The 13,512-nt window shown below is 58.4% G+C and carries 14 protein-coding genes and 1 tRNA gene; 12 read left to right on the plus strand and 3 right to left on the minus strand.

All coding sequences use genetic code 11. The annotated features are described in order from the left end of the window. Nucleotides 1–7 precede the first annotated feature (7 nt). Nucleotides 8–523 (plus strand): GNAT family N-acetyltransferase, encoded by a 516-nt coding sequence (locus QNJ86_RS13920; protein WP_420052769.1) that lies wholly within the window; start codon nt 8–10, stop codon nt 521–523. On the opposite strand, the gene QNJ86_RS09425 is transcribed toward QNJ86_RS13920, so the two are convergent. From QNJ86_RS09425 to QNJ86_RS09435, 3 genes are all read right to left on the minus strand, one after another. Next, nucleotides 445–1,539 carry a D-alanine--D-alanine ligase family protein gene (locus tag QNJ86_RS09425; protein ID WP_283832361.1) on the minus strand — a complete coding sequence of 365 codons (1,095 nt, stop codon included), beginning with the start codon at nt 1,537–1,539 and terminating at the stop codon, nt 445–447. The two genes, QNJ86_RS13920 and QNJ86_RS09425, sit on opposite strands and share 79 nt — an antisense overlap. A gap of 44 nt (nt 1,540–1,583) precedes the next feature. Beyond that, complete coding sequence (locus QNJ86_RS09430) at nt 1,584–2,522, minus strand: tyrosine-type recombinase/integrase (protein WP_283832362.1); 939 nt, start codon at nt 2,520–2,522, stop codon at nt 1,584–1,586. Between the two features lie 105 nt (nt 2,523–2,627). Then, nucleotides 2,628–2,703 (minus strand) — tRNA-Arg (locus QNJ86_RS09435). A gap of 64 nt (nt 2,704–2,767) precedes the next feature. On the opposite strand from QNJ86_RS09435, the gene rlmD reads away from it, so the two are divergent. From rlmD to mreD, 11 genes are all read left to right on the plus strand, one after another. Further along, nucleotides 2,768–4,111 (plus strand): 23S rRNA (uracil(1939)-C(5))-methyltransferase RlmD, encoded by a 1,344-nt coding sequence (gene rlmD / locus QNJ86_RS09440; RefSeq protein WP_283832363.1) that lies wholly within the window; start codon nt 2,768–2,770, stop codon nt 4,109–4,111. A gap of 186 nt (nt 4,112–4,297) precedes the next feature. Next, the gene (locus QNJ86_RS09445) at nt 4,298–4,831 is read left to right on the plus strand and encodes a peptidylprolyl isomerase (RefSeq protein WP_283832364.1); all 534 of its coding nucleotides are present in this window, start codon (nt 4,298–4,300) and stop codon (nt 4,829–4,831) included. A 49-nt stretch (nt 4,832–4,880) separates the two neighbouring features. Beyond that, complete coding sequence (locus QNJ86_RS09450; protein WP_283832365.1) at nt 4,881–6,236, plus strand: tetratricopeptide repeat protein; 1,356 nt, start codon at nt 4,881–4,883, stop codon at nt 6,234–6,236. 72 nt (nt 6,237–6,308) lie between these two features. After that, a complete protein-coding gene (gene ndk, locus QNJ86_RS09455) occupies nt 6,309–6,713 on the plus strand; it encodes a nucleoside-diphosphate kinase (protein WP_283832366.1) in 405 nt (134 codons plus the stop codon). Nucleotides 6,714–6,766: 53 nt separating this feature from the next. Beyond that, nucleotides 6,767–7,804, plus strand: coding sequence for a 4Fe-4S dicluster domain-containing protein (locus QNJ86_RS09460; protein WP_283832367.1), 1,038 nt, complete (start codon nt 6,767–6,769; stop codon nt 7,802–7,804). Further along, complete coding sequence (locus QNJ86_RS09465; protein ID WP_283832368.1) at nt 7,794–8,705, plus strand: FAD/NAD(P)-binding protein; 912 nt, start codon at nt 7,794–7,796, stop codon at nt 8,703–8,705. Before QNJ86_RS09460 ends, QNJ86_RS09465 begins: the two co-directional genes overlap by 11 nt. Before the next feature lies 1 nt (nt 8,706). Beyond that, nucleotides 8,707–9,501 (plus strand): NADH-quinone oxidoreductase subunit B family protein, encoded by a 795-nt coding sequence (locus tag QNJ86_RS09470; RefSeq protein ID WP_283832369.1) that lies wholly within the window; start codon nt 8,707–8,709, stop codon nt 9,499–9,501. A 9-nt stretch (nt 9,502–9,510) separates the two neighbouring features. After that, on the plus strand, nt 9,511–10,803 hold the full coding sequence (locus QNJ86_RS09475) for a Ni/Fe hydrogenase subunit alpha (RefSeq protein WP_283832370.1): 1,293 nt from the start codon (nt 9,511–9,513) through the stop codon (nt 10,801–10,803). Nucleotides 10,804–10,942: 139 nt separating this feature from the next. Next, nucleotides 10,943–11,998, plus strand: a complete 1,056-nt coding sequence (mreB, locus tag QNJ86_RS09480) for a rod shape-determining protein (protein ID WP_283832371.1) — start codon at nt 10,943–10,945, stop codon at nt 11,996–11,998. A gap of 54 nt (nt 11,999–12,052) precedes the next feature. Next, a complete protein-coding gene (gene mreC / locus QNJ86_RS09485) occupies nt 12,053–12,988 on the plus strand; it encodes a rod shape-determining protein MreC (protein WP_283832372.1) in 936 nt (311 codons plus the stop codon). Further along, nucleotides 12,985–13,509 (plus strand): rod shape-determining protein MreD, encoded by a 525-nt coding sequence (mreD, locus tag QNJ86_RS09490; RefSeq protein ID WP_283832374.1) that lies wholly within the window; start codon nt 12,985–12,987, stop codon nt 13,507–13,509. The genes mreC and mreD overlap by 4 nt, the downstream gene beginning before the upstream one ends. Nucleotides 13,510–13,512: the final 3 nt, after the last annotated feature.

Genomic DNA, 13,512 nt, shown 5'->3' on the forward strand with positions numbered 1-13,512 from the left:
AGAATTGATGCAGCAGCTTTTTAGTGTCAAGAATAATTGTGTATCAGCAGAAGAGTTTCTTTATTTGAGAAAACTTTTAGGTTGGTGCATCTACGATCTTGAGGAATTGCGTGTCGGACTACGTGGAAGCGTATTCAACGTTGGCATCTATCGTTTTGATACTATAGTAGGAATGGGGAGGATTGTGGGAGACTCCCGAATCTGCTTCTATCTTCAAGACATAATGGTTGATCCTTCTTTCCAAAATCAGGGTATAGGAACTGTAATAGTAGCGAGTTTGTTAGCTTACATCCAGACGAATGCGGTCAACTCAGCTTATGTTGGGCTGATGTCAAAATTAGGGAAATCAGGGTTCTATGAAAGATTCGGCTTTGTATCAAGGCCGAATGATCAAATGGGTCCAGGCATGGTCATTCCTTGTTTTGATTCCGACACTGTTGGTAATCAAACTGCTTCCAATAATTTTTGTGGCAAGTGTCGCGCAATTGCCGACCCAACAAGACATAGAATCATCGACTCATAATTAAGATTATTTTTAGTGAAGGCATAGTTAAAAGACATTCCTTTTGTCAAATGGGGATTAGCGGCAACATCGGTGATGAAGCACGTTCCATTTGAATCAACCCTAAAATCAACTCGCCCGAATCCTTCTATACCAAGCAATCGGGTAGCGTTAATCGTATGTTTTTCGAGTTCTCGCGATACAGAATCGTTTAGTTGTGAGTAGTCGTAGAAGTCAAATTTCAAATTTTTCCTAATTTCATAATCAAGAATAGTTTCATGTAGATGGTTTTCTCCGTATACCGATATACCAACAGGAAGAACGATTTCTATGAGGTGATTTACATTTATAACTGGAACTTCAACTTCATAGCCTTCAATGAATCTTTGAACAAGCACAGGTTGACAATAGAGTTCTGACAGTTCATTAATGAACGTGTCGCTCTTCTTACTGTAATTAAAAATATTTTCTTTTGAAAGGCCTATGCTAGAAGTTTCTCCATTTAGCTTTGCAATAATTTTCTCTCCCTCTTTTGGCCTACGATCGGAAAACCATCCATGTTGGGGAATGTAAAGATATTCGTCCGTAACTGGGAAATGGTTTGCCGCCAAAATGCTATCACAATGGTATTTGTTTCTGGTTAGGCTGACTGTATATGCATTGCTGTTCGTATGCCACAAACCGTTCATATCACAGAATGCCGGAATAAGAGATTTTCTGCCTATAGCAGTACCTTTTTGCGCGGTATTGATAACTACAATTTGTTTTCCAGACGATTTAAAGAAATTTTTCTCAATGCAGTCTTGAAGAAATGTATTCTCGTCAAAATATCCGCTAACTTCGAAACCTATATTTCTGAGAGTTTGGATAATTAATTCATATTGATTTAGAGTTAAGAATTCGGATACTACGGACGTTCCCCCAATGTAATCACAAAAACCGTCAGTTTTTTCCCTGATATTGGCCACAAGAATGATGTGACAATCTTCGATTCTCTGGAGCGCGATATTTTGGAGACACTTGAGTCTATCTAACATCTTCTCACATCCCGATAATTGGTGGTTATCAGGAGTTGGAAAATCTACTCTGTTCCTATTGGGCCGCCGACTAAGTCTCTTGGGTTTTTGCATTTCATGATTTCTCTTAGTTTGGTTGAGGTTACGTGGGTGTAGATTTCGGTGGTCTTTACTGAGCTGTGGCCGAGGAGGGCTTGGATGTAGCGGATGTCTACGTCGCCTTCGAGGAGCATCGTTGCGAATGTGTGCCTGAACATGTGTGGCGTTACGTGTAGCAGCACCCCCGCTTCGGAAGTGAGGCGGTTTAGTGCATTTCTTGCTGACTGCTCTGTGAGTCGAGCGCCAAATCGGTTGATAAAGAGCGCCTTACTGCTAGTTTCCTCAACACCCAATTCTGCGCGAAAGGCGTGAAGTGCCTTGAGGTAGACGGCAAAAGCAGATAACGTCTTGTCGCTTTCGATCTGAATCATTCGCTCCTTTGAGCCTTTACCCATGATTAAAAGACTCCTGCTGCCACTGTCGAAGTGGTGCTCGTCGAGTGAACAGAGTTCTGAAATGCGGATTCCGCTTGCGATGAGAAGTTCAGCAATCATCTTGTTTCGAACAGGGATGTAGTTGCTTGGGTCATCCGATGCCTCTAAGGGTTCTCCGATGATGCGTTTCAAATCAACGAGTGGAATGGTTCTCGGAAGTCTTTTTGGCTCCTTGATTCTTACTTCAATGAGGTTAAACGGATCCTTCGCGCGATTTCGCGAATAGAGATGCGCCGAAAAAGCTCTTATTGACGCGATTTTGCGTTTAGCGCTGCTCGGTGCATATGTTGCATTCATGAAAGCGAGGTATCCGAAAATGGCTCGCTCCCCAAACTGCATCTTATTTTTGTGGAGCCACTCTTCAAACTGCCTGAGATCACACCGATACGCCTTGATCGTTTTAGCATTCAGTCTTCTAATCTGCTGGCAATAGGTAAGGTATTCGGCGACAGCGCTCGTCAAGTCGGTCATATCTTCTCGCTTTCATCGGTTTTACACGAAAGCGATTTTGACATGAGGAGGGAAGGTGAAATATATGATGATTGATTCGATCAGTGAATTGCTGGCGAAGAAAGCTGGTGCCCTTGACAGGATTCGAACCTGCGGCTTTCTGCTCCGGAGGCAGACGCTCTATCCCCTGAGCTACAAGGGCACGCCGCACGATTATACGCTATGATGGATGAAAACTACCCTCAAAGCGAAGGATCTTCAAATTCATGGACGAGACTATACTCATTGAACGTATGGGTTATGAGGCTGAGGCTGTGGGGCATCTGGGGAGTGGGAAGACGGTGTTTGTGGCGGGCGGGGTGCCTGGTGACGAGGCTGTTGTTGAGGTGGTGGAAGAGAAGCCAACCTTTGCCCGCGCGCGCATTGTGAGCCTGGTGGAGCCCTCGCCTGCGCGCATCGCACCCACGTGTGGGGCAGGGGAGGCATGCGGGGGATGCCCCTGGCAGCACTTGTCCTACGAGGCGCAGCTTGAGGCGAAGCGCGCCAACGTGGTGGCGGCGCTTGTCCGCACGGCGCACTTCGATGCCGAGCGCGCCGAGGCCCTCGTGCAGCCCTGCCTGCCGAGCAAACGTCAGTGGGGGTATCGCAACAAGCTGGAGCTGGGCGCGCGTACCGACGAGCACGGCACCTTCCAACTGGGATTTCATCGCGAAGGTACGCACGACATCGCCACGCCGGGCACTTGCCCGCTGGCACACGACGCCATCGCGAAGGCGCCGAAGGCGTTGCGCGGGGCACTCAAGTTTGCCCAAGGGTCGTCCGACCTGGGCATCTTCCGCGTGGGGGTGCGCCACAGCCTGCGCACGCGCGACCTAGAAGTGGCGCTCTGGACGACGCCCGGCGCCTTCCCGCGCGCACACATAGCGAAAACGCTCAAGAGCGCCATCAAGGCCACCAGCATTGTGCGCGTCATGGCTGACCCGGGCAAAGCGCGCAAGATCAAAGGTGTGGAAACGCTTGACGGCAAAGGCTGCTGGGAAGAAGAGTTGGCCGGTGCGCGCTTCCTCACCAGTGCGCCATCGTTTTTCCAGGTGAACACCGCACAGGCTGAAAAACTTATCCGCACAGTGGTGGAGGGCCTCGGCGGCACCTGGGGCGAAGAAGGCCCTGAAGGCCTTGAGGGGCTCTACGTCGCCGATCTGTATGCCGGTGGCGGCACGTTTTCGGTTCCGCTTGCGCAGGCGGGGGCCGACGTGGTTGCCGTTGAAGCGGCGGGCTCGTCGGTGCGTGACTTGCGCCGCAACGCCGACATGAATGAGGTTGACATCGAAGTGGTGGGCGGCGATGCCGCACGTGAACTCCCTGAGTTGGGTGAGCTGGACGCGCTGGTGGTGGACCCACCGCGCGCGGGCTTGGCCGATGGCGTGGTGGATGACATCGCGGCCGCCGCTTCGACGCGGGTGGCCTACGTGAGCTGCAACCCCGCCACCTGGGCGCGCGACGTGGAGCGCTTCGAGGCGCGCGGCTATCGGTTGGTCTCGGTGCAGCCGGTTGACATGTTCCCGCAAACCTACCACGTGGAAGTGGTCAGCATCTTCACGCGCCGGTAAGCGCGCGTTGCACCGAGCTAGGTCAAAGGTGCCGCGCGCCTGGCGGTCAAAGCGCAGTGGATGTTATACGATTTTTCTTGTTTCGGCTGGGTTACCTGCTAAAATTCGCTTTCGTATGCGGTACACCGCCCATGTTCGCGTGGGCGCGAACGTAAAGACGAACGAAAGAACGAAAAGGAGCCACCCATGGCTATGTACACGCCCGAATACCAGCCGACCGGCGATGAGATCGCCGTCATCACCACGTCTAAGGGCACCATTCGTGTGCAGCTCCACGGCAAGGATGCCCCCATTCACGTGGGCAACTTTGTGGAGTTGGCGCGCAAGGGCTTTTACGACAACCTGAAGTTCCATCGCTATGTGCCGGGCTTCGTCATCCAGGGTGGCTGCCCGAACACGCGTGACCTCACTTCCGAGGAAGTGGTGAACGTCTCGAAGAGCGGCCGCTCCCGTCTGGGTACCGGTGGTCCGGGCTACTCCATCAAGGAAGAGTACACCACGAACCCGCACAACGAGCACAACGATGGCACGCTGGCTATGGCGCGCTCGCAGGATCCGAACTCGGCCGGCTCGCAGTTCTACTTCTGCCTGGGCGAGCAGCCCATGCTGGACTCGGGCTACACCGTGTTCGGCGACACGCTGGAGGGTCTCGATGTCATCGGGAACCTGCGCGTGGGCGATGTGATCGAGCACGTGGAAATCGAGAACGCTGCCGAGTAAGCGCCCGCGTAGTCGCCGGCCATCCTCGACCAAGTAGGTAAGGAAGCAGATGAACAACGACCTATTCCAGCAAGCCCGCGCAGCGTATGCTGCGAAGGATTACGAAGGCGCGCTCGCCGCGTTTACCCGGTGCTTGCAGGACGGAAGCCATCCGCTGGCGCCCGGCGAGATGGGGCTGCTTTATCATCAGATAGGCAACTGCCTGGTGAAGCTCAAGGATTGCAATGAGGCAATTCAGGCGTACACCCAGGCCACGGCCGATGCAGCCTACGATGCCTGCGGGGCTGTGAACTACAACTTGGGCATGGCGTATGCCGCTTTGCATGACTACGAAGATGCGGTGAAGCACTTCGAAATTGCCGTGTCCGATGCGAAGTACGACACGCCGTACAAGGCCTACACCGGCATGGGCAACGCGCTGTTGAAGCTGGGCAAGTCCGCCGAGGCGGGCGTGGCCTTCCGTGAGGCGGCGCTCGACGAGGGCAACCCCGATCCTACGAAGGCCCTGCTCAACCTGGGCGTGTGCTTCATGGCGCTCGACCGTCCGGCCGATGCGGTGGCCTCGTATGAGAGTGCGCTGCAGTTCGACATGCAGCCCGACACGAAGAACAAGCTGTACGCGAACCTCGGCCAGGCCTACGTGGCATGCGGCCAGATGCAGAAGGCGGTCAACGCCTTCGAGCAGGCCATTGCCAGCAAGACGTACTACCTGTCCGACTCCGCAAGCGTTGACTACCAGCGCGCCATTGCGGCGGTGGCCCAGGGAACGTCCGAAATCACGCAGGTCATTCCCTCGGTGGCGGCAGACATGTCCGGCTTGGACGTGACGGCCGACGGCACGGCCGTGTACGCCGAGCAGGACCCGTACGCCTACGGCGAGCAGGACCCGTACTATTACGCCGATTCCTACGGGGATCAGCCCTATCCCGCCTCCGAAGGCTCCGATCGCTTCTTCAACGCAAGCGACGAAGAGCTGGAAAAGTGGTCGAAGGGCCTGGCGAAGCAGGATCGCAAGCGTCGCAACGTGGGACTGAAGTTCCTCGTGGTGCTGATTTTGCTGGTGTTGGTGGCATTCGGCGCGGCGGTATTCCTGTACACGCAGGGCTGGGGTTACCCGTCGCAGGAAACGGTGGCGAAGGAGTTGCTGGCCAACCCTGAGGCTGCCGTGTCCACCGTGTTCGCCAAAGAGGTGGACAGCGAGCGGGCGCAAACTATGATTGACCCGGTGGTTGCCGACCCGAACGCCGTGGTGAATGGCGTGGATAAGTCGATGAGTAACTCGACCGTCTACCTGACGGCCAAGACCGAGCAAGGCGGGGACATCCAGTACAAGGTGTCGCTCGTGCGCGATATGATAGGCTGGAAGGTGTCCAATATCGAGCCCTACTTCGCAAGTCAGAATTAACCAGGTTCACCGAAAGTGCGCGCACCCGCGCGCACTTTCTTCATGTTAAGAGAACGAGAAAGGGAGCTACCTATGGCAGTGCAGAAGACCTACACCATGATTAAGCCCGATGGCGTGCGCAACGGCCACATCGGTGAGATCGTCAATCGTTTCGAGCGCGCGGGCCTTACCATCGAGCGCATGGAGCTGGGCATGGTGACCGACGAGCAGGCGAAGGCCAACTACGCCGAGCACGAGGGCAAGCCGTTCTACGAGGGCCTCATCTCCTACATCACCAGCGGTCCCGTGGTGAAGATGGTCGTGTCCGGCGAGGGTGCGGTGGCGAAGTGCCGCTCGCTCATGGGTGCCACTAATCCGGCAGAAGCCGCCCCCGGCACGATTCGCGGCGATTTCGGCCTTATCATGGATGAAAATGTCATTCATGGATCGGACAGCCCCGAATCCGCAGAACGTGAGATCGGGATTTTCTTCGCGTAAAAGCTCCGATCATCGTATAGGCACAAAAAGCCAGACGAGAGAAGGACGAGAGCATGCTCTACCGCGTCATTGATGCAGCCGAGTTGCCCTCGCTCGTGTCGGCGTTCATGGAAACCTACGAAGTGGTAGCTCCGGTCAAGCGTGACCGGAGCTACGTGTTCGAGGCCGTCCATTCATTCGACGACATTGAGCTGGGATACGACACCACCATCTCCTCCCCGAAGAAGTACTTCTTACCGCCGACGGAAACGCTGTTTCCGTTCGACGCGCGCGACAACGAGGTTGCCGCGTTTGCGGCGGAGATCACCCCCCGCGTTGTGTTTGGCGCTCATGCGTGCGACATCAATGCGCTGAACAGGCTTGATCTTGTATTCCGCGACGGGCGCATGCCCGACCCATACTACGTGGCCCGACGCAAAGCCACGCTCATTGTGGGCATCAGCTGCACGCCCACCGAGACGTGCTTCTGTCATTTGTGGGGCGCCGACGAGGCCCGCTTCGGCTACGACCTGTTCCTGCAAGACATTGGCGACCGCTACCTGGTAAGCATCTCAAGTGTGGAAGCCGCGAACATTCTTGAAGCGGCGTGCAACCCCCGTGTGGCCACCGACGAAGACCGTATTGCGTTTCGTCATGCGGCGCGGCGGCGTCAGGCTGCGTTCAGCGAGGACATTCCCGACATCCAGGACGTGGCCATGCTCATGGACGCGTTCCACAAAGACCCGTTCTGGGAAGAACTCGGCGGGCGCTGTTTGGCCTGCACGGCGTGCTCGGCCGTGTGCCCGACGTGCTTCTGCTTCGACATTCGCGACACGCTTGACCCCGATGGCAAGACGGGCCGGCGCGAGCGCACGTGGGATTCGTGCACGTCGCCGCAGTTTGCCGAGGTAGCAGGCGGGCACAACTTCCGCGCTGACGGCCGCAATCGCGTGCGCCACCGCATGTATCACAAGCTGAACGGCTTCTTGGCCAACCACGACCGCATGCTGTGCGTGGGTTGCGGGCGCTGCGTGAAGGCCTGCAAGGCAAACATCAACCCCATTGAAGTGCTGAAATTCTTCGCGAGGAAGGGGGCGCAAGATGCCGAGTAGCTGTGCGGTTTCCACGGTGCAGGTGAAGCCCTTGGCTGCCGAGCCCGCCCCGCTGACGGGCGACGAAATGATGGCTGCGAATCCGTATCGCCCCTGGCCAGCGCGTATTACATCCATCGTAGATCTCACGGCCACGGAAAAGCTGTTCGAATTCCGGCTTATCGACGACCGCATTCGCGACGCATTTCACCATGAGCCCGGCCAGTTTGTGGAAGTGAGCATCTTCGGCGTGGGCGAGGCGCCCATCTCCATTTCCAGCTCTCCCACGAAGCGCGGCTTTATTGAGCTGTGTGTGCGCCGCGCGGGCACGTTCACCACGGTGCTGCACAACATGCAGTGCGGCGACATTGTGGGGCTGCGCGGACCGTTTGGCCGCGGCTTTCCCATCGAGGAAATGAAGGGCCACGACATTTTGCTGGTGGCGGGCGGCCTTGGCATTGCGCCGTTGCGTTCGCTCATCAACAACATTCACGACGAACGCAGTGAATTCGGCAAGGTTACTATTATTTACGGGTCGAAGAACCCCTCCGAGGTGATGTTCCGCCAGCAGTTCGAGATGTGGCGCCACCGCAAGGACTTCGACTTGTATCTGACGGTCGATCATCCCGACGACACGTGGGATGGCGAAGTGGGCCTGGTCACAAAGCCGTTTGAGCACCTGGAGATAGACGCGTCGAACACGTATGGCGCGCTTTGCGGCCCGCCGGTGATGTATCGTTTCGCCATTGACGAGATGCGCAAGAAGGGCATCAGCTACGACCACATTTACGTGAGTTTCGAGCGCCACATGAAGTGCGGCATGGGCAAGTGCGGCCACTGCCAGATTGGACACCAGTACGTGTGCATTGATGGGCCGGTGTTCAACTACTGGGAAGCCAAGAACATCCAGGGGTCGATGTAATATGACGAACACAAGCGGACAGTGTATCGCCTGTCAGGACATGCCGAAGACGCCGCGCGTGGTGGTGGTGGGACTGGCCAGTTGCTTTGGCTGCCAACTACAAATCACGAACGCTGAGGCGCACCTCATGGAGATGCTTGGCCAAATTGACCTGCGCTACTGGCAGCTGACCTCGAGCGACCCCATGCCCGAGGACTTCGACGTAGCCGTTATTGAAGGCGCCATTACCACCGAGGAAGCCGAGGCCACCGTGCGGCAGGTGCGCGAGCGCGCCGCTACCGTTATCACCGTGGGTGCGTGCGCCACGACGGCAGGCATCCCCGGCATGGCCGCCGCGGGATTCATTGAGCGGCCTGCTCAGGTATACGAACATGTGCCTGCGGCCTGCGGCGAAATGATTGCCCCGCGCCCGGTGCAGGCGGTCATCGATGTGGACTTCGAGGTGCGCACGTGCCCGGTGGACACGCTCGATTTCGTGGACGTGCTGCAACGCGCGCTTTATGGGTCGAACAAAGCGGTGCCCACGCGCACGATGTGTGGCGACTGCAAGCGCAACGAAACATGCTGCTTCTTCGGCAAGGGCGAGTTGTGCTTGGGCCTGGTCACCCGCGCCGGGTGCGGTGCGCGCTGCGTAAACTTGGGCCGCCCCTGCAACGGCTGCCGCGGCCTTTCGCCCGATGCGAATTTGCCCTCGGCGCGTGAGGCGTGCGAGCGCTACGGCGTGTCGGTGGCCGATTTCGATCGCGCACTTGAGATGTTTAACCAGGTGAACCCCGCCCTTCAGGCGAGCGAGTAGGGAGCTTTCATGACGAAAACCGCCATACACGTAGACCACATCGCCCGCGTAGAGGGTCACGGCAATGTGCACGTGGTCATTGAAGACGGCGTGGTAAAAACCGTTGAGATGAACGTGGTTGAGCCGGCGCGCCTGTTCGAAAGCATGGTACGCGGGCGCAGCTATCGCGAGGTGTCCTACATTTCGTCGCGCATCTGCGGCATCTGCTCGGCGAGCCACGTGGTCACCGACCTCAAGGCCATCGAGCGCATCTTCGGCGTTGAGGTGACGCCGCGCACGCGCGCCCTGCGCGAGCTGTTGGTGTACGGGTCCTACCTGCAAAACCACGCAACGCACCTGTTCGTGCTGGCCGCGCCCGACTTCGTGGGGCAGGTGAGCGTGTTTCCCCTGGCCGAGACCAACCCTGAGCTGTTCGAGCAGGCGCTCGGCCTCAAGGCGCTTGGCAATGAGTTGTGCACGAAGGTGGGCGGGCGCTCCATTCACCCCATCACGGCGGTGGTGGGCGGCTTCACGCACGAGATCAGCGCGCAGGAATACCTTGAGCTGGCCGAGAAGATGGACGCGGCGGGTGCGTTTGCCGCGGCGGCCGTCGATTTGTTCCACGGCTTTACGGTGCCTGACATTGCCACGGCGGGCGACATGCTGGCCATGGTGGAGCCCGACTACTATCCGGTGGAGTGCTCGAACACCGCGCGCTTCTTGGAGGCGGGCATCGAGTTTGACGCGAATGACGTGGAGAAACACCTGGAAGAGTACGACGTGCCGCATTCGGCGGCGCTGCTCGCGCGCGTACGCGACACCGGCACACCGTTTTTCACGGGTGCACTCGCGCGCGTGAACGCCTCGTGGGAGCACCTGGGGCAGAAGGCCAAGATGGCCGCCGCGAAGGCGGGCTTGCGTCCGCCGGAGAAGAACCCCTTCATGAACAACGTGGCGCAGGCCGTGGAGTTGGTGGACGCGCTCGATCGCTGCGCGGGCATCTGCCGCGCGCTGGCCGAGCCGGGCGCCATTGAGGGAGGCAGCGAGCCGGTGTCCTTCGAGGTGCGTGCGGGCCGCGGCGTGGGCTTCACCGAAGCACCGCGTGGCGCGCTCTTCCACGACCTGGAACTGGACGATGAGGGTAACGTAGTGCACGCCTCCATCATGACGCCTACGGCGCAAAACGTGGCGAACCTGGAGGCTGACATGCGCCTTCTGGCCGAAAAGCTGGTGGCCGAAGGGGCCGAAGAGGACGCCATCCGCCAGGAAATAGAGAAGCTCGTGCGCGCGTACGACCCGTGCCTCAGTTGCAGCGTCCACTAGGTTCCTTCAACCATGAATTAACACGGGGGGCATGTTCGCCGAAGCGACGGGTGTGCCCCTCGTGGATTTTCAACAGGGGAGCAACGCCTGTGCTAGAATTCGATTTTACTTGGAATCGAGATTCAAGGGGTTTGCCTCTATGTCCTTTTTAGACGTGTTCTCGGGTCTGACCGGCCAGATGTCGACGGACATGGCCATCGACCTCGGAACTGCCAATACGCTGGTCGCCATTACGGGTGAGGGTATCGTCATCAACGAGCCTTCCGTCGTTGCCATCGAGAAGAGCACCCATCGCGTGCTCGCCGTTGGTCACGAGGCGAAGAACATGATCAACCACACGCCTGAGGCGTTTTCGGCAGAGCATCCGCTGAAAGATGGCGTTATCGCCGACTACGACGTAACCGAAGCTATGCTTTCGGCGTTTATTAACAAGGCTGCGGTGCGCAAGTATCCGTGGCAGGCGAAGCCGCGCATCGTCATCTGCATCCCGTGCGGTGCCACTTCGGTGGAGAAGCGTGCGGTGTTCGAGGCCGCCATTCAGGCGGGCGCGCGTCAGGCCTACCTCATCGAAGAGCCCATGGCGGCCGCTATGGGTGCCGACTTGCCCGTCACCGAGCCCACGGGCTCCATGGTGGTTGACATCGGCGGCGGCACCACGGAAGTGGCCGTTATCTCGCTTGGCGGCATCGTGACCTCGTCGTCGCTGCGTCTGGCGGGCAACCGCATGGACGAAGCCATCGCCATGCACCTGCGCGACCTTCTGGGCATCAAAATTGGTGAGCGCACGGCCGAAATCATCAAGATCAAGATTGGCTCCATTCTGCCGTTTGAGGACGGCCGCGAGCGCGACATGATCATTTCCGGCCAAGACGTTATCACCGAGCAGCCCAAAGAGGTGACCATTCAGTCCGAAGATGTGCGTGCGGCCCTGGTGGCACCCTGCGAGGAAATGGTTGTCCACATCAAGGAAACGTTCAAGAAGACGAACCCGGACTTGGCGTCCGACATCATTCAGAACGGCATCCTGCTCACGGGCGGCGGTGGCCTGCTTTCGGGCCTCGACCGGTACCTCACCGACAAGCTGGAAATTCCCGTGTGGGTGAGCGAAACGGCGCTCACGAACGTGGTAACTGGCTGCCTAAAGGTGCTCGAGACTCCGACGGCGCTCAAGCAAACCCTCATGCGATCGAAGTAAGGCCTGAGCCCCTCCCGCATGGCCCTTAACTTCCAACAGAACGGTTCGGCATCAATGAGACGGGTGCTTCTCGTCGTGCTGCTTGTTGCCTCCCTGGCGCTGGCGACGCTCTACGCGCGCGAGGGTGAAAACGGCCCGCTGCACACCGTGCAAAACGCGGTGGCCGGTGCCGTGGCGCCGTTCAAGTTCGCCGGTGCGGCGGTTGATGATGCCACCTCGTCGATGGGCGACGGCTTGGCCGACCTCACGGCTGACGAAACCTCGCTCACTAGCCTGCGCGAAGAAAACCAGCAGCTCCGCAACCTCCTGTCCCAGGCCGACGAGTACAAGCAGGAAGCCGAGCGCCTGGAAGGCTTGCTGAACCTCAAGAACTCCTACGACATTGACGGCGTGGCCGCGCGCGTGGTGGGCAAGAGCATCGAGGCGTATGACCAGTTCATTACCATTGATGCGGGCTCGGCTGATGGCGTGAATACCGGCATGACGGTGATGGGTTCCTCGGGCGTGATTGGGCAGGTGTTCCGCACGACGGAGCGCACGGCTGATGTGCGCCTGCTCACGGATTCGAAGTCGGGCGCGGCGGCGCTCGTGCAGTCAAGCCGGGCCGAGGGTATCGTGCGCGGCTCGCTTGAGGGCCTACTGTATTTGGAGAACATCGACGAAACGAAGGTGCCGCAGGTGGGCGATGTCATTGTGACGTCGGGCCTCGGCGGCAGCTACGTGCGCGGCCTCATTATTGGCACCGTGGTGCGCGTGGACACGGCTGCGGGCAACGCCACGGGGCGCATTGTGGTGTCGCCGAACGACACCGCCGCCTCGCTTGAAGAAGTGCTGGTGGTGAAAAGCCTGAACTCCGAAGGCGCGCTGGGCAACACGGCGCAGAACGGCGGCAACGCGAATGCTTCTGGCGACGCAGGCACCACCGATGGCGATGGCGACGCCACGCAGGACGGCACCAACGACGACCAGGAAGGGGGCGAAACCTCATGAGTGAGACCCGTGATCGCGTGGCGCTGATAGTGGGCGCGGTGCTGGCGGTGCTTTTGCAGGTGATGCTTGCCCCCAACATTGCCGTGTTTGCGGCCATGCCGAACTTCGTGGCGGTGTACGCGCTGCTGGTGGCTATTGTGCGTCCGACCACGTCCGGCCCGGTGCTGCCCTTCGTGCTGGGACTGACGTTTGACCTCGTGTCGGGTGGCCCGGTGGGGGCTATGGCGTTTCTGCTGGTCCTGGTCACGTTTTTGGCGTCGCGCGCCTTTATGGTGCTCGACAACGATACGCTGTTCATGCCGCTGGTTATTTTCATGGTAGGCATGCTGGTGGTGGAGACGCTCTACGGCGCGCTGCTGATGGCGTTTGGTTTTGATGCCGGAGCGCTTGACGTGTTCATCTACCGCGCGCTGCCGTGTGCGCTCTACGACTGCGCCATCGGCCTCATCCTCTATCCGCTTGCCGCGCGCGTGCTCGCTCTGGCCACTCCTGCCCAGCCCGGCTCGCCGCACCTCCGCTAAGGG

Source organism: Gordonibacter faecis, assembly GCF_030077735.1.
GTDB classification, from domain to species: domain Bacteria; phylum Actinomycetota; class Coriobacteriia; order Coriobacteriales; family Eggerthellaceae; genus Gordonibacter; species Gordonibacter faecis.

Coding starts and splice junctions, on each gene's coding strand:
- QNJ86_RS09465 (WP_283832368.1), top strand. CDS start 7,794: ATGCCGAGTAGCTGTGCGGTTTCCACGGTGCAGGTGAAGCCCTTGGCT.
- QNJ86_RS09430 (WP_283832362.1), bottom strand. CDS start 2,522: ATGACCGACTTGACGAGCGCTGTCGCCGAATACCTTACCTATTGCCAG.
- QNJ86_RS09470 (WP_283832369.1), top strand. CDS start 8,707: ATGACGAACACAAGCGGACAGTGTATCGCCTGTCAGGACATGCCGAAG.
- rlmD (WP_283832363.1), top strand. CDS start 2,768: ATGGACGAGACTATACTCATTGAACGTATGGGTTATGAGGCTGAGGCT.
- QNJ86_RS09460 (WP_283832367.1), top strand. CDS start 6,767: ATGCTCTACCGCGTCATTGATGCAGCCGAGTTGCCCTCGCTCGTGTCG.
- QNJ86_RS09425 (WP_283832361.1), bottom strand. CDS start 1,539: ATGTTAGATAGACTCAAGTGTCTCCAAAATATCGCGCTCCAGAGAATC.
- mreD (WP_283832374.1), top strand. CDS start 12,985: ATGAGTGAGACCCGTGATCGCGTGGCGCTGATAGTGGGCGCGGTGCTG.
- mreC (WP_283832372.1), top strand. CDS start 12,053: ATGAGACGGGTGCTTCTCGTCGTGCTGCTTGTTGCCTCCCTGGCGCTG.
- QNJ86_RS13920 (WP_420052769.1), top strand. CDS start 8: ATGCAGCAGCTTTTTAGTGTCAAGAATAATTGTGTATCAGCAGAAGAG.
- QNJ86_RS09445 (WP_283832364.1), top strand. CDS start 4,298: ATGGCTATGTACACGCCCGAATACCAGCCGACCGGCGATGAGATCGCC.
- QNJ86_RS09475 (WP_283832370.1), top strand. CDS start 9,511: ATGACGAAAACCGCCATACACGTAGACCACATCGCCCGCGTAGAGGGT.
- ndk (WP_283832366.1), top strand. CDS start 6,309: ATGGCAGTGCAGAAGACCTACACCATGATTAAGCCCGATGGCGTGCGC.
- QNJ86_RS09450 (WP_283832365.1), top strand. CDS start 4,881: ATGAACAACGACCTATTCCAGCAAGCCCGCGCAGCGTATGCTGCGAAG.
- mreB (WP_283832371.1), top strand. CDS start 10,943: ATGTCCTTTTTAGACGTGTTCTCGGGTCTGACCGGCCAGATGTCGACG.